The organism is Rhodococcus koreensis, assembly GCF_017068375.1.
Lineage (GTDB): Bacteria > Actinomycetota > Actinomycetes > Mycobacteriales > Mycobacteriaceae > Rhodococcus_F > Rhodococcus_F koreensis.
Map to the genome: position 1 here is coordinate 4,582,846 of NZ_CP070609.1, position 21,564 is coordinate 4,604,409.

The 21,564-nt window shown below is 67.4% G+C and carries 22 protein-coding genes; 12 read left to right on the top strand and 10 right to left on the bottom strand.

What is annotated here, in order from left to right:
• Window positions 1-60 precede the first annotated feature (60 nt).
• The 7 genes from JWS14_RS20955 (at window position 61) to JWS14_RS20985 (ending at window position 6,098) form a co-directional block, all read left to right on the top strand.
• Window positions 61-1,680: a flavin-containing monooxygenase gene (locus JWS14_RS20955; RefSeq protein WP_206014258.1), complete on the top strand. Its 1,620-nt coding sequence runs from the start codon at window positions 61-63 to the stop codon at window positions 1,678-1,680.
• Window positions 1,681-1,711: 31 nt separating this feature from the next.
• The gene (locus JWS14_RS20960) at window positions 1,712-3,088 is read left to right on the top strand and encodes an NAD-dependent succinate-semialdehyde dehydrogenase (protein WP_072943628.1); all 1,377 of its coding nucleotides are present in this window, start codon (window positions 1,712-1,714) and stop codon (window positions 3,086-3,088) included.
• A gap of 185 nt (window positions 3,089-3,273) precedes the next feature.
• Window positions 3,274-3,675, top strand: a complete 402-nt coding sequence (locus tag JWS14_RS20965) for a carboxymuconolactone decarboxylase family protein (protein WP_072943626.1) — start codon at window positions 3,274-3,276, stop codon at window positions 3,673-3,675.
• Between the two features lie 51 nt (window positions 3,676-3,726).
• A complete protein-coding gene (locus tag JWS14_RS20970; protein WP_072943625.1) occupies window positions 3,727-4,506 on the top strand; it encodes an NAD(P)-binding domain-containing protein in 780 nt (259 codons plus the stop codon).
• Window positions 4,507-4,712: 206 nt separating this feature from the next.
• Window positions 4,713-5,204 (top strand): fluoride efflux transporter FluC, encoded by a 492-nt coding sequence (locus JWS14_RS20975; RefSeq protein ID WP_072943843.1) that lies wholly within the window; start codon window positions 4,713-4,715, stop codon window positions 5,202-5,204.
• On the top strand, window positions 5,201-5,566 hold the full coding sequence (gene crcB, locus JWS14_RS20980) for a fluoride efflux transporter CrcB (RefSeq protein WP_072943623.1): 366 nt from the start codon (window positions 5,201-5,203) through the stop codon (window positions 5,564-5,566). The genes JWS14_RS20975 and crcB overlap by 4 nt, the downstream gene beginning before the upstream one ends.
• A gap of 10 nt (window positions 5,567-5,576) precedes the next feature.
• A complete protein-coding gene (locus JWS14_RS20985; protein ID WP_072943622.1) occupies window positions 5,577-6,098 on the top strand; it encodes a universal stress protein in 522 nt (173 codons plus the stop codon).
• A 58-nt stretch (window positions 6,099-6,156) separates the two neighbouring features.
• Here JWS14_RS20985 and JWS14_RS20990 read toward each other — a convergent pair whose 3' ends face one another.
• From JWS14_RS20990 to JWS14_RS21005, 4 genes are all read right to left on the bottom strand, one after another.
• A complete protein-coding gene (locus tag JWS14_RS20990; RefSeq protein ID WP_072943620.1) occupies window positions 6,157-6,621 on the bottom strand; it encodes a nitroreductase family deazaflavin-dependent oxidoreductase in 465 nt (154 codons plus the stop codon).
• 127 nt (window positions 6,622-6,748) lie between these two features.
• Window positions 6,749-8,155, bottom strand: coding sequence for a M20 family metallopeptidase (locus JWS14_RS20995; RefSeq protein WP_206014259.1), 1,407 nt, complete (start codon window positions 8,153-8,155; stop codon window positions 6,749-6,751).
• A gap of 37 nt (window positions 8,156-8,192) precedes the next feature.
• Entirely contained in the window at window positions 8,193-9,587 is a 1,395-nt protein-coding gene (locus tag JWS14_RS21000) for an amidase (protein WP_206014260.1), read from the bottom strand.
• A gap of 34 nt (window positions 9,588-9,621) precedes the next feature.
• On the bottom strand, window positions 9,622-11,100 hold the full coding sequence (locus JWS14_RS21005; protein WP_206014261.1) for an MFS transporter: 1,479 nt from the start codon (window positions 11,098-11,100) through the stop codon (window positions 9,622-9,624).
• A gap of 85 nt (window positions 11,101-11,185) precedes the next feature.
• Here JWS14_RS21005 and JWS14_RS21010 point away from each other — a divergent pair, with 85 nt between their 5' ends.
• Entirely contained in the window at window positions 11,186-12,202 is a 1,017-nt protein-coding gene (locus tag JWS14_RS21010; RefSeq protein ID WP_206014262.1) for an Lrp/AsnC family transcriptional regulator, read from the top strand.
• A gap of 82 nt (window positions 12,203-12,284) precedes the next feature.
• Here JWS14_RS21010 and JWS14_RS21015 read toward each other — a convergent pair whose 3' ends face one another.
• The 3 genes from JWS14_RS21015 to JWS14_RS21025 all read right to left on the bottom strand — a co-directional run bounded on the left by JWS14_RS21015 (window position 12,285) and on the right by JWS14_RS21025 (window position 13,628).
• Window positions 12,285-12,578 (bottom strand): hypothetical protein, encoded by a 294-nt coding sequence (locus JWS14_RS21015; RefSeq protein WP_072943611.1) that lies wholly within the window; start codon window positions 12,576-12,578, stop codon window positions 12,285-12,287.
• A 120-nt stretch (window positions 12,579-12,698) separates the two neighbouring features.
• A complete protein-coding gene (locus JWS14_RS21020; protein WP_072943609.1) occupies window positions 12,699-12,923 on the bottom strand; it encodes an anti-sigma factor family protein in 225 nt (74 codons plus the stop codon).
• A gap of 3 nt (window positions 12,924-12,926) precedes the next feature.
• Window positions 12,927-13,628, bottom strand: coding sequence for an RNA polymerase sigma factor (locus tag JWS14_RS21025; RefSeq protein WP_072943608.1), 702 nt, complete (start codon window positions 13,626-13,628; stop codon window positions 12,927-12,929).
• A 399-nt stretch (window positions 13,629-14,027) separates the two neighbouring features.
• Between JWS14_RS21025 and JWS14_RS21030 the strand changes: the two genes are divergently transcribed.
• The 4 genes from JWS14_RS21030 to acmB all read left to right on the top strand — a co-directional run bounded on the left by JWS14_RS21030 (window position 14,028) and on the right by acmB (window position 18,735).
• On the top strand, window positions 14,028-14,477 hold the full coding sequence (locus JWS14_RS21030; RefSeq protein ID WP_072943606.1) for a helix-turn-helix transcriptional regulator: 450 nt from the start codon (window positions 14,028-14,030) through the stop codon (window positions 14,475-14,477).
• A gap of 5 nt (window positions 14,478-14,482) precedes the next feature.
• Complete coding sequence (locus JWS14_RS21035; protein ID WP_072943842.1) at window positions 14,483-14,893, top strand: VOC family protein; 411 nt, start codon at window positions 14,483-14,485, stop codon at window positions 14,891-14,893.
• Between the two features lie 62 nt (window positions 14,894-14,955).
• A complete protein-coding gene (locus tag JWS14_RS21040) occupies window positions 14,956-17,340 on the top strand; it encodes an ATP-binding cassette domain-containing protein (RefSeq protein ID WP_072943604.1) in 2,385 nt (794 codons plus the stop codon).
• Between the two features lie 192 nt (window positions 17,341-17,532).
• On the top strand, window positions 17,533-18,735 hold the full coding sequence (gene acmB, locus JWS14_RS21045) for a methyl acetate hydrolase AcmB (protein ID WP_095865603.1): 1,203 nt from the start codon (window positions 17,533-17,535) through the stop codon (window positions 18,733-18,735).
• Here acmB and JWS14_RS21050 read toward each other — a convergent pair.
• The 3 genes from JWS14_RS21050 to JWS14_RS21060 form a co-directional block, all read right to left on the bottom strand.
• Window positions 18,715-20,043 carry an RNA polymerase sigma factor gene (locus JWS14_RS21050; RefSeq protein WP_206014263.1) on the bottom strand — a complete coding sequence of 443 codons (1,329 nt, stop codon included), beginning with the start codon at window positions 20,041-20,043 and terminating at the stop codon, window positions 18,715-18,717. The two genes, acmB and JWS14_RS21050, sit on opposite strands and share 21 nt — an antisense overlap.
• The gene (locus JWS14_RS21055) at window positions 20,016-20,438 is read right to left on the bottom strand and encodes a YciI family protein (RefSeq protein ID WP_072943599.1); all 423 of its coding nucleotides are present in this window, start codon (window positions 20,436-20,438) and stop codon (window positions 20,016-20,018) included. The genes JWS14_RS21050 and JWS14_RS21055 overlap by 28 nt, the downstream gene beginning before the upstream one ends.
• A gap of 145 nt (window positions 20,439-20,583) precedes the next feature.
• Window positions 20,584-21,357, bottom strand: coding sequence for an SDR family NAD(P)-dependent oxidoreductase (locus JWS14_RS21060; RefSeq protein WP_072943597.1), 774 nt, complete (start codon window positions 21,355-21,357; stop codon window positions 20,584-20,586).
• Between the last annotated feature and the right edge of the window lie 207 nt (window positions 21,358-21,564).

Sequence of the window (21,564 nt, forward strand, 5' to 3'; positions counted from 1 at the left end):
AACGCCAATCCCTCTTTCACCCCTTTTCTTCTCTGCATCGGAACGACACAGGAGTTCGCCATGACTTCCCGAACCACACCCCAGATCGTTGACGCCGTCGTCATCGGTGCCGGATTCGGCGGTATCTATGCCGTCCACAAGTTGCACAACGAACTCGGTCTCACCACAGTGGGTTTCGACAAGGCCGACGGCCCCGGCGGCACCTGGTACTGGAACCGTTACCCGGGCGCTCTCTCCGACACCGAGAGTCATGTCTACCGGTTTTCCTTCGACGAGGATCTGCTGCAGGACGGCACCTGGGAACACACGTACATCACCCAGCCCGAGATCCTCGACTACCTCGAGGGTGTGGTCGACCGGTTCGATCTGCGCCGCCACTTCCGCTTCGGCACCGAGGTCACCTCCGCGGTCTACCTCGACGATCAGGCCCTGTGGGAGGTCACCACCGACACCGGCGCGGTGTATCGGGCCACGTACGTGATCAATGCCGTCGGACTGCTCTCGGCCATCAACTTCCCGGACCTGCCCGGCCTGGACACGTTCGAGGGCGAGACCATCCACACCGCCGCCTGGCCCGAGGGCAAGAACCTCGCGGGCCGCCGTGTCGGGGTGATCGGTACCGGCTCCACCGGCCAGCAGGTCGTCACGGCGCTGGCGCCGGAGGTCGAGCACCTGACCGTGTTCGTCCGGACGCCGCAGTATTCCGTCCCGGTCGGCAAGCGTCCCGTGACCACCGAGCAGATCGATGCGGTCAAGGCCGATTACGACCGGATCTGGTCGCAGGTCAAGAAATCGTCCGTGGCGTTCGGCTTCGAGGAGTCCACGGTGCCGGCGATGAGCGTCACCGAACAGGAACGCCGCCGCGTTTTCGAGGAGGCCTGGCAGCACGGTGGCGGTTTCCGTTTCATGTTCGCCACCTTCGGTGACATCGCCACCGACGAGGAAGCCAACGAGGCGGCCGCGTCGTTCATCCGTGCCAAGATCGCCGAGGTCATCGAGGACCCGGAAACGGCCCGCACACTGACCCCGACCGGTCTGTTCGCCCGGCGCCCGCTGTGCGACGACGGCTACCACCGGGTGTTCAACCGGCCGAACGTCGACGCCGTCGGCATCAAGGAGAACCCGATCCGCGAGGTCACCGCGAAGGGTGTGGTGACCGAGGACGGTGTCCTGCACGAGTTGGATGTGCTGGTTTTCGCGACCGGGTTCGATGCCGTGGACGGTAATTACCGGCGGATGGAGATCCGCGGCCGGGGCGGTTTGAACATCAACGACCACTGGGGCGGGCAGCCGACCAGTTATCTGGGGATTTCCACGGCGAATTTCCCGAACTGGTTCATGGTGCTGGGCCCGAACGGCCCGTTCACGAATCTGCCGCCGAGCATCGAGACGCAGGTCGAGTGGATCAGCGAGACGATCGCGTATGCCGAGCGCAGCGGGTTGCGGGCGATCGAGCCGACGCCGGAGGCGGAGGCGGAATGGACGGACACGTGCACGGAGATCGCGAACATGACGGTGTTCACGAAGGTGGATTCGTGGATTTTCGGCGCGAACATTCCGGGTAAGAAGCCCAGTGTCCTGTTCTATCTGGGTGGTCTGGGCAATTATCGTGCGGTCCTCGCCGACGTCACCGCCGATGGCTACCGCGGCTTCGAGTCCGCGGACACGATCGCGGCCTGACACCGTTTCATCACCACACAGGAGAACGCCCATGGGTGTGTACACCACCACCGACCCGGTCACCGGGGACCAGAACGCGCAATACCCGGAGATCACGGACACCGAGCTGGACGACCTCATCGGCCGGAGCACCACGGCCTACCGCTGCTGGCGGACCGCTCCGCTGGAGCGGCGCCGCGCCGTCCTCACCCGGGCCGCCGAGATCCACCGGGAACAGGCCGACGAGCTGGCCAAGCTCCTCACCCTGGAAATGGGCAAGCCGATCGCGCAGGCCCGAGGCGAGGTGGAGCTGGTGGCCTCGATCTACCAGTACTACGCCGACCATGTGGACGACTTCATGGCGGACGAGCCCCTCGACATCACGGGATCCGGCACGGCCGTCGTCCGCACCGAGCCGATCGGCCCGCTCGTCGGGATCATGCCGTGGAACTACCCCTTCTACCAGGTGGCACGCTTCGCTGCCCCGAACATCGCTCTCGGCAACACGATCATCGTCAAGCACGCCCGGAACTGCCCCCAGTCCGCCCTCGCCATCGAACGGGTCCTGACCGAGGCCGGTCTGCCCGCGGGCGTCTACCTCAACGCCTTCATCTCTTCGGCGCAGGTTGCCAACGCCGTTGCGGATCCCCGCGTCCAGGGTGTGTCGCTGACCGGCTCCGAGAAGGCCGGGTCCGCCGTCGGCGAGATCGCCGGCAGGCACATGAAGAAGTGCGTGCTGGAACTCGGCGGCTCGGACCCGTTCATCGTGCTCGCCGACGCCGATGTCGACGCCGCGGCGGCCGCCGCCGTCGTCGGCCGCCTCGGCAACGGCGGGCAGGCCTGCACCGCGTCGAAACGGTTCCTCGTGGAGGAACGGGTGTACGACGAGTTCGTGCGGAAATTCGTCGACGGGATGTCCGGCTGGCAGCCCGGCGACCCGACCAGCCCCGAGACCAAGCTCGGACCGATGGCGTCGAACTCGGGAGCCGAGGAGCTGGACGAGCTTGTCCAGGAAGCGATCTCACACGGAGCCGAAGTGCTGTTGGGCGGTGGGCGGCCGGAGGGGGCCTACTACCCGCCCACCGTCCTGACCGGCGTCACACGCGAGATGCGCGCCTTCGACGAGGAACTGTTCGGTCCGGTGGCGGTCGTCCACCGCGTCGGCTCCCTGGACGAGGCGATCGAACTGGCCAACGACTCCCCGTTCGGGCTTTCGTCGAGCGTGTTCACCTCGAGTCCGGAGAAGGCCGACCGCGTCGCCGCGGAACTCGAGACCGGCATGGTGTGGATCAACAGCACCAGTAAGAGTTCGCCCGACCTCCCGTTCGGCGGCGTCAAGGGATCCGGCGTCGGCCGCGAGCTGGCCCGGTACGGTTTCAACGAGTTCGCCAACAAGAAACTCGTGCGAAACCCACAGGGACAGAAGTAATTCAGTCGTGGATGGGAGGCGCTCCGATCATTCCGGAGCGCTTCCCCCCGGGGCTGCGAACGAGGGGAGCAGCGTGGCGACGAGCCGCTTTCCGAATCCGTCGTCCATGGGCGAGCCGCTCGCTACGCGACGTATCGTTTTTTGCACATCATCCACACTTTCAGACCCGCTCACGAGGAATACTCATGTCCACAGATCGCTACCAGCGCGGCCTCGACCGCATGATGGAGCTCGTCTCCACCGACCACGTCAACACGTTCGACCACGTCAAGCTCGTGGAGTCCTACAAGAGCCTGGACGCGGACCTGTCCGACTACATCGTCTCCTTCGCCTTCGGCGACATCTACTCCCGCAATGGCCTCACCCAGCAGGAGCAGACGATGGTGACCATCTCCACGCTCGTCGCCCTGGGTACCGAACCCCAGTTGAAGCTGCACATCAACACCGGCTTCAACGTCGGCCTGACCAAGGAGAAGATCGTCGGAGCCCTGATCCACTGCATCCCCTACATCGGGTTCCCGCGCGTGCTCAACGGCCTGACCCTCGTCAAGCAGGTCATGGCGGAGCGCGGCCTCACCGAGGGCTGAGAGGCTGCCGCCCGGCACTTCTCACATACATCTCACACCCGAGGAACGTTCATGCACTTGATAATTGGGCTCGGACCCATCGGCGGAAACATCGGAGCACACCTCGCCCAACTCGGGCGGGAGGTGTACGGCTACGACTTCGACGCGGAGCGCGTCCGCGAGTGGTCGGAGGAGACCCAGTCACCGGCCGGCAGCGACCTGGCAGCTCTGGACTGGCCGTCCGTGGACAGCGTTCACGTCGCCGTGCGGCTGGCGGACCAGGTGTCGTCCGTCTTCGCGGCGCTCCGGGAGCACACCACGCGGCCGCTGACCGTTTTCGTCCACACCACGCTGGCGCCGGAAGACGCTCGGAAGATCATGCCCTCGGCCCCGGACGACTGGCGCGTCTTCGAAGCCCCCGTGTCGGGCGGCCCCCAGGGTGCGCGCCGAGGCTCGATGACCATCTTCCTCGCCGGACCCGACACCACCCCCGCCGAGGACCGACTGCTGGACGACATCTCCGGCCGCGTGTTCCGCATGGAGTCCTACGGTCAGCCGGCCCTGGTGAAACTCCTCAACAATGCGCTGGCCACCTACAACCTGGCCGCCACCGCACGGATGCTCGATCTCGCGGAGAATCTCGGCACGCCAGCCGCGGGCCTCCTCGAGGTGATCGGGGTATCGACCGGCCAGAGCTGGATGAGCGACAATCTCGTCGATGTCCAATACGACCTGCTGCTCAAGGACGTCGAGCTGCTCCGCGGCGAAATCGGTGCGCTCCCATCGGGAGATCTCGACGACAACGTCGAACACGCGATCCTGCGGGCGCGTGCACTACTGGGCGCCCGCTAGGTTCGTCTCCCACCGCCACGACGGTCGGTGGAGGGCTGAGGGGTTAGGTCACGCAGGGCACCAGACAGGGGTGCGCCCGCCGGCAGGGGGCGCTATTGTTTGTTTCGGCGATGGATCTCCGCCGAGACACTCCCGCGAAGGGGTTGTCTGAACCGCCCCAGCCCGGGGCTGATGGCTCCTTTCCCTGATGTGGAAGGAGCATGTCCGTGCACGGTCACCACGATCCGAATCCGACGCTGCCGATCGATCCCGATACCGCACCCCGCACGCCGGGGCCGCTGCATGTGCGCCCCGCGGCCATTGCCGCCGTCGGCGTAGGAGGACTCCTGGGAACACCGGTGCGCTATTACCTCGGGGTGTGGTTCCCCACCGTGGCGGGTGGGTGGCCGGTCACCACGTTCACGATCAACATCGCCGGGGCGCTCCTGCTCGGGTGGCTGCTCGAGGCGTTGACCAGGCTCGGCCCGGACACCCGGTGGCGCCAGCGGACCCGCCTGTTGGTGGGGACCGGGGTGCTCGGCTCGTTCACCACCTACAGCACCCTCGCCGTCGATACCGACCTGCTCCTGCGTGGTCACCAGTGGTGGCAGGCCGGCACCTACGCGGCCGGCAGCGTGCTCGCTGGTCTGGTGGCTACCGTCGCCGGGATCGCGGCCGGTGCCCGGATCCGGTCGCGGCGGGCGGAGGCTGCGCAGTGATCGCCGTGTGGATCGCCTGCGCCGGCGGTCTCGGCGCCATCGCCCGGTTCGTGCTCGACGGGGCGATAAGGCACCGGAAGGCGTCGGAGTTCCCCTGGGCGACAGCGACGATCAACGTGACCGGGTCCCTGTTACTGGGCTTCGTCGTCGGGTTGGTGCTCTTCGCCGACGTGTCGCATCAGGTGCAGTGGATCGTCGGTGTCGGGTTCTGCGGTGGGTACACCACCTTCAGCACCGCCAGTTTCGAGACCGTCCGGCTGATCCAACGGCAGCAGTATCTGACAGGGGCAGCGAACGCTGTCGGCACCCTGCTGGTGACGATCGTCGCCGGTGGTATCGGCCTCGCTCTGGCCTCGGTGTGAGGAGAGGATGATGACCAAGAAGGAAAACCACGACGTCGCCCGAGACAATCTGCGGGACTGGCGCACTCCGCTGCGGGTGGACGGACCCGCTGCACCGACCGCCGCGGTGTGCCATCTGGTGGTCGGCTTCGACCGACACCGGGCGAGCCACGCCGCCCTGACCTATGCGATGGACCTCGCCGGCCGACTCGGGGCGTTTCTGCATGTCGCCCACATCGTTGATATCGACGACATGCCCGTCGAACCCGACCGCGACGACTGGGAGCAGCGCTTCGCTGACGCCGTCGAATCCGAGCGCCGTGAGGCCTGCACCATGCTGGGCACGCTGCCCGGCAATTGGGCCTACTACTCCAGGGAAGGGAACCCGGCACAGCTGCTGACCACGATCGCCGAAGCCAACGACGCCCTGATGATCATCATCGGCACCTCCCGCGGCGGAGCGATGTCACTGCTGGAACGGTTCCTCGGCGAATCGGTGTCCGGTGCCCTGGTCCACCACGCCCGACGACCGGTGCTGCTCGTACCGACCTGAACGGTAAGGGGCGGCCGCCGAGCAGGGTGAAGGTGGCCGCGGCATTGCCGAGCCGCCGTCATCGTGAGGTGAGCCGGATGACCGGGTACTGACGATCGGATTTGCTCTGGTACTTCGCGATGCGGGGCTGGGCGGCGGCGATGCGCTGCCAGGCCTGCTCACGGTCGGCGCCCTCGAGTTGCTGCGGGACGACGGAGGCGGCGTCGCTGCCGGGCAGTTCGATCGACACCTTCCCGGGGTGCGCCATCAGGTTGGCGTGCCAGTCGGGATTCTGGCTCCCCCCGCCCGACGCGACGACCAGCCGGGCGTCGTCACCGTCCGGGAACCACGCCAGGGGTGACTGCCGCGGTTGACCGCTCCGGCGGCCCACCGTGTTGAGGATCAGCACGTCCATGCCCATGAACTGGCCGTGGCCGCGTCGGATCTTGCGGTTCATGCGGGCGTTCATCTTCCGCTGCATCCACCGCGAAAATGCACCCGGCGTACCCGGCTTGCGCTTGTCTGCTCGGTTGTTCGTGGTCATGTGCTCTCTCCCATCGGTCCAGCCGTCGTGTTCCGATAATGACGCTACGGGCGGTCCGGTGAGCGGCGCTTCTCGATTCCTGATCGATCCGAGGCGGGCACTCGGATGAGTGCCCGCCTCGTCACACCTACCGCAGCGGCGGTGCGATCACGCCGTCGACGAGCGGCGAATCGTAGGGCTGCTTCGTGGTCCGTTCGAGGAACTCCTCCTTCGCGAGCTTCAGCAGGGTCGCGTCGGTGAGGAGATTCATCGCCGATCCGGCCATGACCTTGGCGGCGTGGACCATGCCCTTGTGTGCGGCGGGGAGCTTCCCCTGCGCGACCAGTTGCCACGAGTGCGCGGGCGTGCCGCGGCTGACACAGGCGGTGGTGCACTGCATGGTGGGAGTGACCCAGCTGACGTCGCCGACGTCCGTCGACCCCGTGAGCACTCGCCGGGGCGCGCCGGCGTCGAACGTGATCACGCCGTCGTGCAGTGGGCTGTCACCCTCTTCGATTCGGGTACCGAACATGTCGAGCGGCTTGTCGGTGAGAAACTGCCGCGCCGTGGCGAGGTCCTGCTCGTCGAATGGCACCGGTCCGAGTTCGAGGAGCGTGTCCTGCATCGACGTTTCCAGCACCGTGTTGCCGAGAAGGTTCGAGGAGCCCCCGTCGACCTCGATCTCCACCGTGGTTTCGGTCATCAGGGCGGCGCCCTCGGCGATCTTGCGAACCCGCTCGAACAACGCACGCATCTCCCGGACATTCGGTGCCCGGACGACGTAGTACGCCTCGGCGTACGGTTGGACGACATTCGCCGAGCGGCCGCCGCCATCGAGGATCGCGTAGTGGATGCGGCAGTCGGAGAGCATGTGCTCGCGCAGGAAATTGACGCCCACGTTCATCAGTTCGAGTGCGTCCAACGCGCTGCGACCGAGTTCCGGTGACGCCCCGGCATGGGAGGCGAGGCCCGTGAAACGCACGTACGACTGCATGTACGCGAGACTGTGGTCGCGCTGCACGAGGGTGCTGTCGCCCGGGTGCCAGCAGATCGACGCATCGACGTCGTCGAATGCGCCTGCCGCGACCATGAAGGTCTTCCCGGCTGCGGCTTCCTCGGCCGGGCACCCGTAGTAGCGGACGGTCCCGGGCAGTCCGTTCTTCTCCAGGTAGCGCTTGACGGCGGTGGCGGCGAGGAGGGAACCGGCGCCGAGGAGGTGGTGACCGCAGCCCTGGCCGTTGCCCGAGGTGTTGGCCGGGTCCGGGGTGCGTTCCGGGTTGCCGGACTCCTGGCTGAGGCCGGCGAGTGCGTCGTATTCGCCGAGGACGGCGATGACGGGTTCACCGGAACCGGCTTCCGCGCTGAACGCGGTCGGCACACCGCCGATCGCCGGGGTGATGCGGAATCCTTCCGCGCGTGCCAGCTCGATGTGCCGTTCTGCTGATGCTGTTTCTTCCCAACGTAATTCGGGGTCGTCCCAGATGGCATCGCTGAGTGCGGTGTATCGGGGTGCGAGCTCGTCGATCAGTCGGGCGAGGTCGTGTGTGGTGCTCATGTTCGTCCTATCCGTCGAAGGAGATGTCGATGGGTGATCAGTCGAGGGAATTCCACTGCGGTGTCGCCTCGGGGCCGCGGTGTGCCTCGTACCACGCGGCGACCTGAAGAACGGTCAGGTCCCGCCGTCGATCGGCGGCGATCTGCAGGCCGATCGGCCGTCCGTCCTTCGAGAAGCCGCAGTTGATCGACGCGGCGGGGGTGCCCGCGGCGTTGAACGCGGACGTGAAGTTCGCCGGGCCGGCAAACTCGGTCATCATCCGGCTCTCCGCGGGTCCGGCGAGGATGCCGGAGGTGGGCGACAGGACGGCGTCGTAGCGTCCGAGCATGTTCACGGTCTCCTGTACGAACGGCCCGATCGAGTCGTACGCCTGGATGAGCTCGAGGGAGGACAGCGAGTCGATGCGCGAGACCGCAGCGACCATCTCCTGATCGGCCCGGCTCAGATCGTCGACGATGTTCTTGTCGTTCATCTGCGCCCACAGATGCGCGGTGAAGAACGGGATGAATCCGGTGCTCAGGTAGTCCCGGGACAGATACGGCTCGACGGTCTCCACCTGTGCGCCCGCTGCCTCGAACACGGCGACGGCCCGGCGTATCGCGGCGACGATCTCGGGGTCGGCGGTCTTGCCCTCCACCGGGCCGAAATTGACGCCGAGGCGGAGCCCGCGGATGTCGACGTCCAGGTCGGTCCAGTCGATCGATTCGTCGGGGAGCGAGGTGTGGTCGCGGGAATCGGGGCGGGCGATGAGCGCCATCGTGTGGGCGGCGTCGCGAACGGTGCGGGTGATCGGGCCCGCGCAGCGACCGAGATAGGTGTCGTTGATCGGGACGCGCCCGTAGGACGGTTTGAAACCGAACGCGGCGTTCATCGCGGCGGGTATGCGGATCGACCCGCCGATGTCGGTGCCGATGTTGGCCGGCGCGTAGCCGAGTGCGGCGGCGACGGCCGCACCGGAGGACGAGCCGCCCGTGTTCCAGGCAGGATTCCAGGCGTTGCGCGCGATGCCGTGCCGGGACGACACCCCGGATCCGAGCCCGCTGAAATCGGGCATGCTGGTGCTGGCGACCACCACCGCGCCCGCCTCCTGCAGGCGGTCGACGACGGGCGAGTTCTCCGTTGCGATCACCGGTTCCCGCGCGGCGGTTCCGTACGACTGCGGCAGACCGGCTTTCGCGGTGTTCTCCTTGATCGTCACCGGGATTCCGTCCAGCGGGCCCAGTGCGGCGTCGCTGCGCCACCGCTCGCCGCTGCGCCTGGCGGATTCGCGGGCCTCGTCCGCGTCGATCACATAGACCGCACGGTGCGTGTCGTCCTTGGCGGCGATGCGCGCAATGGTCGACTCCAGTGCGTCGAGGGGTGTCAACGATCCGCCGGCGAAGGCGTCGTTCAGTTCGGCGACGCTGCGTCCGGCGATTGTCTGGTCGGGCATGGGTATTTCCTCTCGTTCGAATGACGTGACGTGATCAGGCGGGTGCTGGCTCGTTCTCGCCGGCAGGCGGTGCGGGGGTCTCGGAGGCGGTCCGCGGGCGGCGCGAATCGAGGAACGGGGACAGGACGGCGATGCCGATGCAGAGGGCGGCGCAGATCGCCCAGACGGTGGCGTACGAGGTGAACGACGAGATCGAACTCGTCTTCTCACCGACGGTCACCGACGTGACCAGTGATGACATCAGCAGGGCGAACATCGCGCCTGCAATCGATCCCGCACCCGTTCGGGAGCTGTTGTAGACACCGGAGGCGATTCCGACCGAGTCTTCGGGAGCGCGGCTGACGATGATCGCAGGTACGACGCCGGCGAGCGTTCCGACGCCGAATCCCAGCAGGAACAACCAGATCGAGAAGGTGAGCACGCCGTCGTGGGAGACGATCATCGCCGCATACGCGGCTCCGCTGACGAGGGCGCCGAATGCGACCGCATAACGGGGTGTCAGTGCGCGAGCGATCCGGTCGCTGATCGTCGAGGCGATGAAGGCGCCGGTGGCGGTGATCGACAGGAGGAGACCCGCGATCGTGGCCGACACGCCCAGGCCGTATCCGTACGCATTCGGGTCGGCCCTCGAGAACAGCGAGATGGGCGCCTGGGAACCGAACGACTGGGCTCCAAGCAGTGCGGCGATGAGCATCGGGAGAACCAGCCGGCCCTTCGTCAGGACACGAAAGTCGATGAGGGGATTGACCGTTCGATTCTCGACGACCGCGAACGCGACCAGGGTGGCCGCACCCCCGGCGACGAGGACGACGATCAGTGGGCTTCCCCACCCGATGGCGTTGCCGTTGGACACCCCTCCCAGGACCATGAGCAGACCGGCGGACAGCAGTGCCGCCCCGGCCCAGTCGATCCGCCCCGCACTGCGAACGGTCGTCTCCCGCACCAGGAAATGGGCGACGGGAACGCAGAGCGCCAGCATGATTCCGGGAACCAGCAGCACCACCGTCAGGTTGTCGATTCGGGTCATGAACCAGCCGGCGACGAAACCACCGACGATCACACCGCCGGTGAGTGCCCCGATCAGGTGGCCGATGTTGCGCCCCGCCCGGTCGGGAGCGCGGTGCCGGACGATGGCGAATTCCAAAGGCAGGAAAGCGATCAGCGGGGCCTGCAGGGCGCGGCCCGCGAGAAGCACGGCGAACGACGGAGCGAACGCGACGACGAAGGATCCTACGGCCACCGCCGCTGCGGACGCCACGAGCATCCTGCGGTGGCCGTACATGTCACCGAGCTTGGCGATGATCGGAACGCAGGCCACCGATGCGAGCAGGAAGATCGCATTCACCCAGTTCAGCGCTGCCGCCGAGGTCCCGTGTTCTTGTCCGATGCTCGTGAGGAGCGGGGGATACCACCCCTGCAGCAGACCGCTGCCGAACTCCATGACGATCAGAAAACCGACCGCCGCGGACGTTCCGGTGGTCCGCCTCGTGCCGGTGTGTGGCGCAGTGCTCATATGTTCCTCCAGCAGAAACCGTGTGGTGGCCGTATCCTCAGCTGGATTGAAATCCGATAGGTAAAATGTCAGGAATTGATGCAAAGTGACTTCACCGAATCAGGATTCTCTGCGGAGAGACGCCGATCTACGGCTGATTCACGCACTGCAACTCGAGCCGCGGGCGTCGTGGACCGAACTGGGTAGGGCTCTCGCGACCGATCCGGTCGCGCTCGCCCGGCGCTGGGCCAGGATCACCGAAGAGGGGCTCGCGTGGATCAGCGGGCAGCGTCGTCACTTTCCCGCCGTGGCCGTCGTCGAGATCGAATGCGCGCAGGGAAAGGCCGCCGAGACCGCATTTCTGCTCGCCGACGAAGAAATCGTGCGCACCATCGATCACACGTCCGGTGGGCGCGATCTCGTCGCCGTGGTCGCGGGACCGGACCTGGAGTCCTTGTCGGCGTTCGTCATCGACCGGCTGGGGGATCAGCGTCTGATCACCCACGCCCGTACACACCTCGTCACCGAGATCCTCGCGGAGGGCAGTGTCTGGAGGTTGAACGCACTCTCCGACGAAGAAGCGCAGCGGATCCCCGCGGCCAAAGCACCGCGGCCGCGTGCCGCCCGGCAAGTTCCCGCCGACCTTCAGGAGGTCGTCATCCGCGCGTTGTACCGCGACGGCCGGACCCCGGCCGGTGACATCGCCGCGAAGGCCGGCGTCAGCACCCAGCGAGTTGCCGACGCCATCGCCACGATGCGCCACTCGGGTGACCTCGTCCTCCGGACGGACGTCGCGCGCAGCTACACCGGGTGGCCGATCAACGCCTGGTACTTCGTGCAGGTGCCTGCGTCGTCCATCGACCGGCTCCGGTCGACGCTGTCCCGGCTCGCGGAAGTCCGGCTCGCGGTGACCACCGCGAGCCGGTACAACCTCCTCATGACCCTGTGGGTGCGAGACCTGGCCGACGTCAACCGTTTCGAAGCCCTACTCGAGAAGGTCCTCGCCGGCGCCCGCATCGCCGACCGCGCCGTCGTCATCCGCCCCGCGGTGCACTCGGGGCGCCTGCTGGATGCCCGGGGATTCGTCACCGGGCTGTCCACACTGCACGACGACCCGGCCTAGAAATTCACCCGACCTTGCACGCCGTTCGCAGCAGTCGCACCCGCGACTGCTGCGAAACTAGTTGTCCAGCAACGGCTGAACGTCAGGTGAGCGGGATGGTCCAGATGATCGCGGGCATGTCCTCGGCCCTGCGCTCCTGCCGCTGTTCACGCTGACGGTCGCGGGTCCGGTCGTCGTTGCCGCCGGGGATGTCGCGGCCGGTGTCGGGGGCGGCCACTGCTACGACCGTGTGGTCGGCGACCGGGGTAACAGCAGCCGCGGCGCCGATGGGAAGGACGCCGAGAGCAGCCGCGGCCACCACCACGGTGACGATCCGCTTCCGCAGCGAGCCGCGGTGGGTGCGTCGGGCGTCCTGGTGCGAATGTGTGGCGTTCATGGTCTGAATTCCTGTCCGAGTGCCGCAAACCCAGCGTTCACAGCTACTAGAACGGTGTCCGCGAGGGCGCGAAACGTTACGCCCCGCCGGACATTATTTTTTGCGGGAACTCTCCCGCCGCTAGCGCCACTCCCGGAACGCGTCGAGCAGACGGTCGCGCAGCGCCGGATCGAGCTCCTCCGGGGGCAGCGTGCCGAGGGTGTGCACCGTCTGCTCGATCTGCTCCAGATAAGTGGCGCAACCCGAGCACTCGCCGAGATGGGTCTCGAATCGGGCCCGGGCGTCGGGATCCATGTCGTCCTCGAGGTACGCCGTGACCAGTTCGACGAGGTCCTGGCAGTCCATTTCTCACGCTCCCGTTCCGAGATAGTCCTCGAGGGCCTGACGCACGTGTGCGCGACCCCGGTGCAGCAGCACCCGCTGATTCGCCGCGGTGATCGACAGCATCGCGGACACTTCCGCGGCGTCGTAGCCGAGGACGTCTCGCAAGACGACCACGATGCGCTGGCGGTCGGGAAGGTGCTCGAGTTCGCGGCTCGCGACGTCGAGGACCTCCGCACCGAGGACCGAACCCTCGGGAGACTCCGGCCAGCTGGTCGGGGGAGTCGCCCAGTGGTGTGGATCCTCCGGTGCCGTCCTCGGCAGGAACCGGCCAGGGTCCACGGTGGGGCTGCCCGTGAAGGCGGCCAGTTCGGCGTCGGAATCGTGCCGGTCCCGGACACCCCGCTTCTTGGCGATGTTGACGAGGATCCGGAACAGCCAGGTTCGGAGCGTCGAGCGGCCCTCGAATCGGTCGATGCCCTGCAGCACGGCGATCCAGGTTTCCTGGACGACGTCCTCCGCGACCTCGGCGCTGGCCACATAACCCCGCGCCACACGCAGCATCATCGGCGTGTGCCGGTCGACCAGTTCGGCGAAAGCTGACTCGTCGCGCGCCCGCAACGAATCGACGAGGCGCTGCTCGTACGAGGTGTCGATCTCCGTCATCCGCTCCTCCTCGGTGATCGAGGTGCTCCGGAAGCGTGGCCGCGTGAGACGGCCGGATGACATACAACCTTACTGACCTCGGCCACAGCCGTCGATCGGTCCGCGCCCGATCGTGTGGTGGGTAGGGCCGAACGGCCCTGTCTTGACCGCACGGTGCGGGGAAGACTCGATTCGGAGGGGTGGTGGCGGTCCGCGGCGATCGGCAACGGTCGCTGCGGCCCGGGTCCCCACGGACCACCCGACCCGGCAATCCCGAAAGGGCGGCGCATGAACGTTCGGCGAACTCCGCAGGCGCGTTCGGAAAGCTACTGGGAGGAACTCGGTTCAACGGAGGCCCGTCACGTCGGCGGCGCCGAGCGGGACCGGCTCCCGGCGGCGCACGAACACGTCTCGCTCGTCGACCACTGCCGAGTTGACCCGCGAGGGTAGGCAACTGTCGCTCGACGTGGCACGATTTCGTAGGTGTCCAGCAGCCCTGCCCCGGCGCACTACCTGCGCGACCTCGCGCGCCTGCGCCGCGTCCGCGACCGGATCGACCGGGAGTATGCACAACCGCTGGACGTGGACGCGCTCGCCCGCGGCGTGAACATGTCGTCCGGGCACCTCAGCCGCCAGTTCCGGCTCGCCTACGGAGAGTCGCCGTACTCGTATTTGATGACGCGGCGCATCGAGCGTGCGATGGCGCTGCTGCGCCGCGGCGACCTCAGCGTCACCGAGGTCTGTTTCGCGGTCGGCTGCGCGTCGCTGGGCACGTTCAGCACGCGCTTCACCGAGTTGGTCGGCGTGCCGCCCAGCACCTACAAGCGCGACGCGGAGCAGGCGACGGCGGGCATACCGTCGTGCGTCGCGAAACAGGTCACCAGACCGATCAGGAATAGAGAAGCGCCGGTCGCCGAGCCGCATTTATCGTGATGGTCATGGACATCACCATTCACCAGACCTACCTCCCACAGGACGATCCGGACGCCGCGCTGGGCTTCTATCGCGACATCCTCGGTTTCGAGGTCCGCAACGACGTCGGATACAACGGACTGCGGTGGATCACCGTTGGCCCCGTCGGCCAGCCCGGCACCTCCATCGTCCTGCACCCGCCTGCCGCCGACCCCGGGGTCACCGACGAGGAACGCCGGACCATCGTCGAGATGATGGCGAAGGGCACCTACGCCGCCATCAACCTGGCGACCAAGGACCTCGACAGCACCTTCGAGAAGCTGCAGGCCGGCGACGTCGAAGTGGTGCAGGAGCCGACCGACCAGCCGTACGGGATCCGCGACTGCGCATTCCGCGACCCCGCGGGCAACATGGTCCGCATCCAAGAGTTGCGCTGAGTTCGAGCAAGTCGACCGACGGAGACCGTGAACGCGGCTCCGCCCGAACAGATGGAGACACGATGAGCATGGCCACGGAATCGGAGTCGCCTGAGCTGCATCTTGCCGACAGTCACGACCTGATCCGCGTGCACGGTGCGCGCGAGAACAACCTCAAGGACATCAGCGTCGAGTTGCCGAAGCGCCGGCTGACGGTGTTCACCGGGGTGTCCGGCTCGGGCAAGAGTTCGCTGGTGTTCGCCACGATCGCCGCGGAGTCGCAGCGGATGATCAACGAAACGTACAGCGCGTTCGTACAGGGGTTCATGCCGACGTTGGCGCGACCCGACGTCGACGTGCTCGACGGTCTGACGACGGCGATCATCGTCGACCAGGAGCGGATGGGCTCGAACCCCCGCTCGACCGTCGGCACCGCCACCGACGCCAACGCGATGCTGCGGATCCTGTTCAGCCGCCTCGGGAAGCCGCACATCGGTTCGCCCCAGGCGTTCTCCTTCAACGTCGCGTCGATCTCCGGCGCGGGCGCGGTCACCATCGAGCGCGGGGGCCAGCAGACGAAGGAGCGGCGCAGTTTCAGCATCACCGGCGGCATGTGTCCGCGGTGTGAGGGCCGGGGATCGGTCACCGATTTCGACCTGACTGCGCTGTACGACGACAGCAAGTCGCTGAACGAGGGCGCGCTGACAATTCCCGGCTACAGCATGGAGGGCTGGTACGGCCGCATCTACCGCGGCTGCGGCTTCTTCGACCCGGACAAGCCGATCTCGAAGTTCACCAAGAAGCAGTTGCAGGACCTGCTCTACAAGGAGCCGACCAAGATCAAGGTCGAGGGCGTCAACATCACGTTCGAGGGCCTGATCCCGAAAATCCAGAAGTCGTTCCTGGCCAAGGACGTCGACGCGATGCAGCCGCACATCCGCGCGTTCGTGGAGCGGGCGATCACGTTCGCCACCTGCCCCGATTGCGACGGCACCCGGCTCAGCGAGGGTGCGCGATCGTCGAAGATCAAGGGGAAGAACATCGCCGACGTCTGCTCGATGCAGATCAGCGACCTCGCCGACTGGGTGCGGAGCCTGAAGGAACCGTCGGTGGCGCCCCTGCTCACCGGGCTGCAGCACCTCCTCGACTCGTTCACGGAAATCGGCCTGGGCTACCTCTCGCTCGACCGGCCGTCCGGCACGCTGTCCGGCGGAGAGGCGCAGCGCACGAAGATGATCCGCCACCTCGGCTCTTCGCTCACCGATGTCACGTACGTCTTCGACGAGCCGACCATCGGCCTGCACCCGCACGACATCCAGCGGATGAACGGCCTGCTGCTGCAACTCCGCGACAAGGGCAACACGGTGCTCGTCGTCGAGCACAAGCCGGAGGCGATCGCGATCGCCGACCACGTCGTCGATCTCGGCCCGCGCGCAGGCACCGAGGGCGGCGAGGTGGTGTTCGAGGGCACCGTCGAGGGTCTGCGGGCCAGTGACACGCTCACCGGACGGCACCTGGACGACCGCGCCACGCTGAAGTCGTCCGTCCGCGAATCGTCGGGGGCGCTGGAGGTGCGCGGCGCAGACACCCACAACCTGTGCGGCGTCGACGTCGACATCCCACTCGGCATGCTGGTGGTCGTGACCGGGGTGGCGGGCTCGGGCAAGAGTTCGCTGATCCACGGTTCGGTGTCCGACCGGGACGGCGTGGTGTCGATCGACCAGGGCGCGATCAAGGGTTCCCGGCGCAGCAACCCCGCCACCTACACCGGACTGCTCGAACCGATCCGCAAGGCGTTCGCGAAGGCCAACGGTGTGAAGCCGGCGCTCTTCAGCTCCAACTCCGAGGGCGCCTGCCCCACCTGTAACGGCGCCGGCGTCATCTACACCGACCTCGGCGTGATGGCCACCGTCGAATCCCCCTGCGAGGAGTGCGAGGGGAAGCGGTTCCAGGCGGAGGTGCTGGAGTACAAACTCGGCGGCCGGAACATCGCCGAAGTGCTCGCGATGCCGGTGGCCGAGGCCGAGGAGTTCTTCGGCGCCGGCGAGGCACGGATCCCGGCGGCGCACAAGATTCTGCAGCGGCTCGCCGACGTCGGACTCGGCTACCTCAGCGTCGGGCAGCCGCTCACCACGCTGTCCGGCGGCGAACGGCAGCGGCTCAAGCTGGCCACCGCCATGGCCGACAAGGGCGAGATCTACGTCCTCGACGAGCCGACCACCGGCCTCCACCTCGCCGACGTCGAACAGTTGCTCGGTTTGCTCGACCGGCTCGTCGACTCCGGCAAGTCGGTCATCGTCATCGAGCACCACCAGGCGGTCATGGCGCACGCCGACTGGATCATCGACCTCGGCCCCGGCGCAGGCCACGACGGCGGCCGGATCGTCTTCGAGGGCAGGCCGGAAGATCTGGTGGCCGCAGGCTCCACCCTCACCGGCGAGCACCTCGCGGCGTACGTCGGCTCCTGACCACGGCGTCGGCCCCCCGGTTGCCCACGGCAGCCGGGGGCCTTTCCGTGTGCCGGTCGCGCCGCGACTGTGACGCCCGCCACCGGATAGTGCCGAACCGAGACGTGCCCTGCCGAACAGAGACGTCATTACCCTCCCGTCGGTCCTAGCGTCACTTTCCGCCAGTGACCACAGACACGACAGGAGAGTGGAATGTCCGATCTCAATGCCGCGCTCGGCAAGGTTCTCGACGACGTCACCGCGGACGATGCGCCACGGGTACCCGGAGTGGTCGCGATGGTGACCGACCGCGACCGGACGGTGTTCGAGGGTGCGGCCGGCGTGCGGTCGGTCGCGGATGGCGAACCGATGACCACCGACACCGTCTTCGCGATCTTCTCCACCACCAAGGCGATCACCGGGACCACGGTGCTGCAGTGCGCCGAAGAAGGGCTGCTCGACCTCGACGCGCCCGCCCGCGAGTACGTTCCCGAACTCGGCGACATCCAGGTCATCGAGGGATTCGACGACCACGGCGACCCGGTGCTGCGGGCCCCGAAACGCGACATCACCACCCGGATGCTGTTGCTGCACACCGCCGGGTTCGGATACGCCTTCTTCGACGAGACCTACAACCGGCTGGGGGTGGAACACGACCAGCCCAGCGTGATCACGGCGAGCAGGGCGTCGCTGAAGACGCCGTTGCTGTTCGATCCGGGCACCAAGTGGCAGTACGGGACGAACATCGACTGGGCCGGTCAGGTGGTCGAGGCGATCCGCGGCAAGCGACTCGGTGAGGTGATGGCCGAGCGGGTCTTCGCACCGCTCGACATGCGTGACACGTCGTTCACCCTGACCGGGTCGATGGCGGCCCGGCGCGCGACGATCCACCAGCGCGAGGAGGACGGCCGGCTCACCCCACTGGATCTGGTGCTCCCGCAGGACCCGGAAATCCACATGGGCGGGCACGGCCTGTACTCGACGGTCGGCGACTACCTGAAGTTCCTGCGGATGTGGCTGAACGACGGCGACGCGCCCGGTGGACGAGTACTGCGGGCCGACACCGTGCAGGCGGCCGTGTGCAACGGTCTGGAGGGTCAGGAGGTCGGGATGCTGCCGGCCGTGATTCCGTCCCTCACGAACGACGCCGAATTCTTTCCCGGACAGCGTAAGTCGTGGGCGTACACGTTCATGGTGAACGAGGAGGACGCACCCACCGGCCGTCCGCGGGGGTCACTCGGGTGGGCGGGGCTCGCAAACTCGTACTACTGGATCGATCGTCGCACCGGAATCGCCGGGTACTGGGCCACACAGATCCTGCCGTTCGCCGACCCCGTCTCGTTCGGCGGCTACCTGGACTTCGAGACGGCGGCCTACCGGCACGCCCCGCTCGCGTCACCCGTCCAGGTCGGATAGTTTCCGTTCGAGCACGGTCCGCTCGCGCTCGTTGCCGCACAGCGTCACAGCGAGCTCGAGTTCGGTCCGCGCCTCGCCGGTGCGTCCCGGGCGGGTGAGCAGTTCGCCGCGAACACTGGGCAGCAGGTGCGAGTTCGACAGCGCCTGCGCGGCCACCAGTTCGTCCACGATCGGCAGCGCCGCGGCCGGTCCCTGGGCCATGGACACCGCCACCGCCCGGTTGAGGTCGACCACCGGTGACGGCGCCAGCCGGCCGAGTGCCTCGTAGACGAGGACGATCCGCTCCCAGTTCGTCGCGTCGACCGACGGCGCGACGGCATGGCATTCGGCGATCACCGCCTGCAGGCCGTAGGCGCCCAGGCCCCGGCCGACCTGTTCGGCGCGGGCGAGGGCGGCTCGTCCACGCCGGATCGCGGAACGGTCCCATCGGTGGCGGTCCTGCTGCTCGAGCAGCACCGGCTCACCGTCCGCCCCGGTGCGGGCCGGGAACCGCGCCGCGGTCAGCTCGAGCAGCGCGAGCAGGCCGTGGACCTCGGGCTCGTCGGGTACGAGCCGGGTCAGCACCCGGGCGAGGCGCTGCGCCTCGCTCGCCAGGTCGACGCGGATCAGGTCGCCGCCGGAGCTGGCCGACGACCCTTCCGTGAAGATCAGGTAGATCACGCTCAGCACCGAGCCGAGCCGCTCGGCCCGCTCCCCGGCGGGCGGCACCTCGAACGGCACCCGGGCCGCGCCGAGCGTCTTCTTCGCCCGGGTGATCCGGGCCTGCACAGTCGCGGTCGGGACGAGGAACACCTTCGCGATCTCGTCGCTAGTCAGACCGCCGACCACCCGCAGCGTGAGCGCCACCCTCGCCTCCCGCGACAACACAGGGTGGCAGGAGATGAACATCAACGCCAGGATGTCGTCGTCGATCTGGTCCGGATCCCACAGCACGTCGCCGGTGCCGCGGGCCGCATCGGCGGGCGCGGGACCCGAGACGGCGCCGCCCTCGCCCAGTTCGTGGGCGAGGACGGCGTACCGCTCGTCGAGGGCGGCGCGCCGACGGAACGCGTCGATCGCGCGGCGGCGGCCGACGGTGAGCAACCATCCCGCCGGGTTGTGGGGAATGCCGTCGCGTGGCCAGCTCACGAGTGCCTCCGCCAGCGCCTCCTGACCGAGGTCCTCGGCCAGCGCGAAATCGCCGGTGTACCGGGCGAGCGCACCGACGATCCGCGCCGACTCGATCCGCCAGACGGCGGCGACGGCCTCACGCCCGGTGTGGCCGCCGCCCGCCGACCCGCTCAGAGCTGGCCGGTCTCTTCGCGCCACGCCCGCTCCTTCTGAATCCACTCGTTGTCCTGCGGGAACTCGTCGATCGTGGTGACCCGGCGGATCTCCGCCTTCGAACCGGGACCGGCCATCGGGGCACGCTTCGCCCACTCCACGGCCTCCTCCTTCGATGCCACGTTGAGCATCCAGAAGCCGCCGAACAACTCCTTCGTCTCACCGTAGGGGCCGTCGGTCACCACCGGAGTCTCGGAGGAGTAGTCGACCACGACACCCGATTCGGGGTCGGGGTCCAGGCCCTCGGCGGCGAGCAGCACACCCGCCCGGATCATCTCGTCGTTGAACTTGCCCATCGCGTCCATGATCTCGCCGAAGTCGGCGTCCTGGAATGCCGCGAAGGTCTCGTCCGTGGCGCGCATGATCAGCATGTACTTCATGGTTCGTCTCCTTGGATGTCGGGGCCCTCTTGGACCTTCTCATCCTCAGGTCGAACGGGGGGTGGCATGGATCGACACACCTTCAAAAAACCTTCACGTGAGCGGCAAAGAGTGCTCCCGCACTCTTTGCCACTCACGTATCCGGTCAGTGCAGGTGGCTGCCGCCGTTGATGTCGACGGTGGTGCCGGTGAGGTACGCGGCGTCCTGGGAGGACAGGAAGGTGATGACCGCCGCCACCTCGGTGGTGGTCGCGACCCGGCCGAGGGGAATGTCGCGGCAGAGCGCGGCCTCCTGCTCGGCGGTGCTGCCGACCCGGATGCTGGTGTCGACCGCACCCGGGGTGACGGCGTTGACGGTGACCCCGCTGTCGCCCAGTTCCCGCGCGAGGGACTTGGTGAAACCGAGGACCGCGGCCTTCGCGGACGAGTACGGAACCTTCCCGAAGACGCCGCCTCCGCGCTGGGCGGAGACCGACGACATGTTCACGATGCGGCCCCACCCGTTGTCCATCATCGCGGGCAGGAACGCGCGGGTGACCAGGTAGGTGCCGGTGGCGTTGACCGCCATCACCTTGTTCCACAGTTCGAGCGTGGTCTCGAGGAACGGCACCGGCGACGTGATGCCGGCGATGTTCGCGAGCGCCCCCACGGCCGGGAGGTTTCCGCCGGCGACCTCGGCGGCGACGGCGTCGTGCGCCCGCTGGACCGACTGCTCGTCGGCGACATCGATGTCGTGACCGAACGCGGGGACGCCGAACTCGTTCCCGATCTCGGCGGCGGCCTTCGCGGACTTCTCGCCGTCGAGGTCGAGAACGACGATCGCCCAGCCCTCTTCGGCGTAGCGGCGGGCGGTGGCGAGACCGATACCGCGCTCGGACGTGGCGCCGGTGATGACGGCGGTGCGCTGGATGGACGACATGATCGCTCCTCGTGTAGCTGGGATCGCGGGTCCCGGCCTGCGGTGGAGTGCAGGAAGCCGGTCGACGACGCGGTAGGTGACTGCCACCACAGTAAATCGATCAACTGTTAACAGTCAACCGTCGTCGGATAACGGTTGACAGATGAACGTGGCTCGGATCACACTGTGAACACCGCACTGTTGACAGTCAACAAATCCGCGGCAATC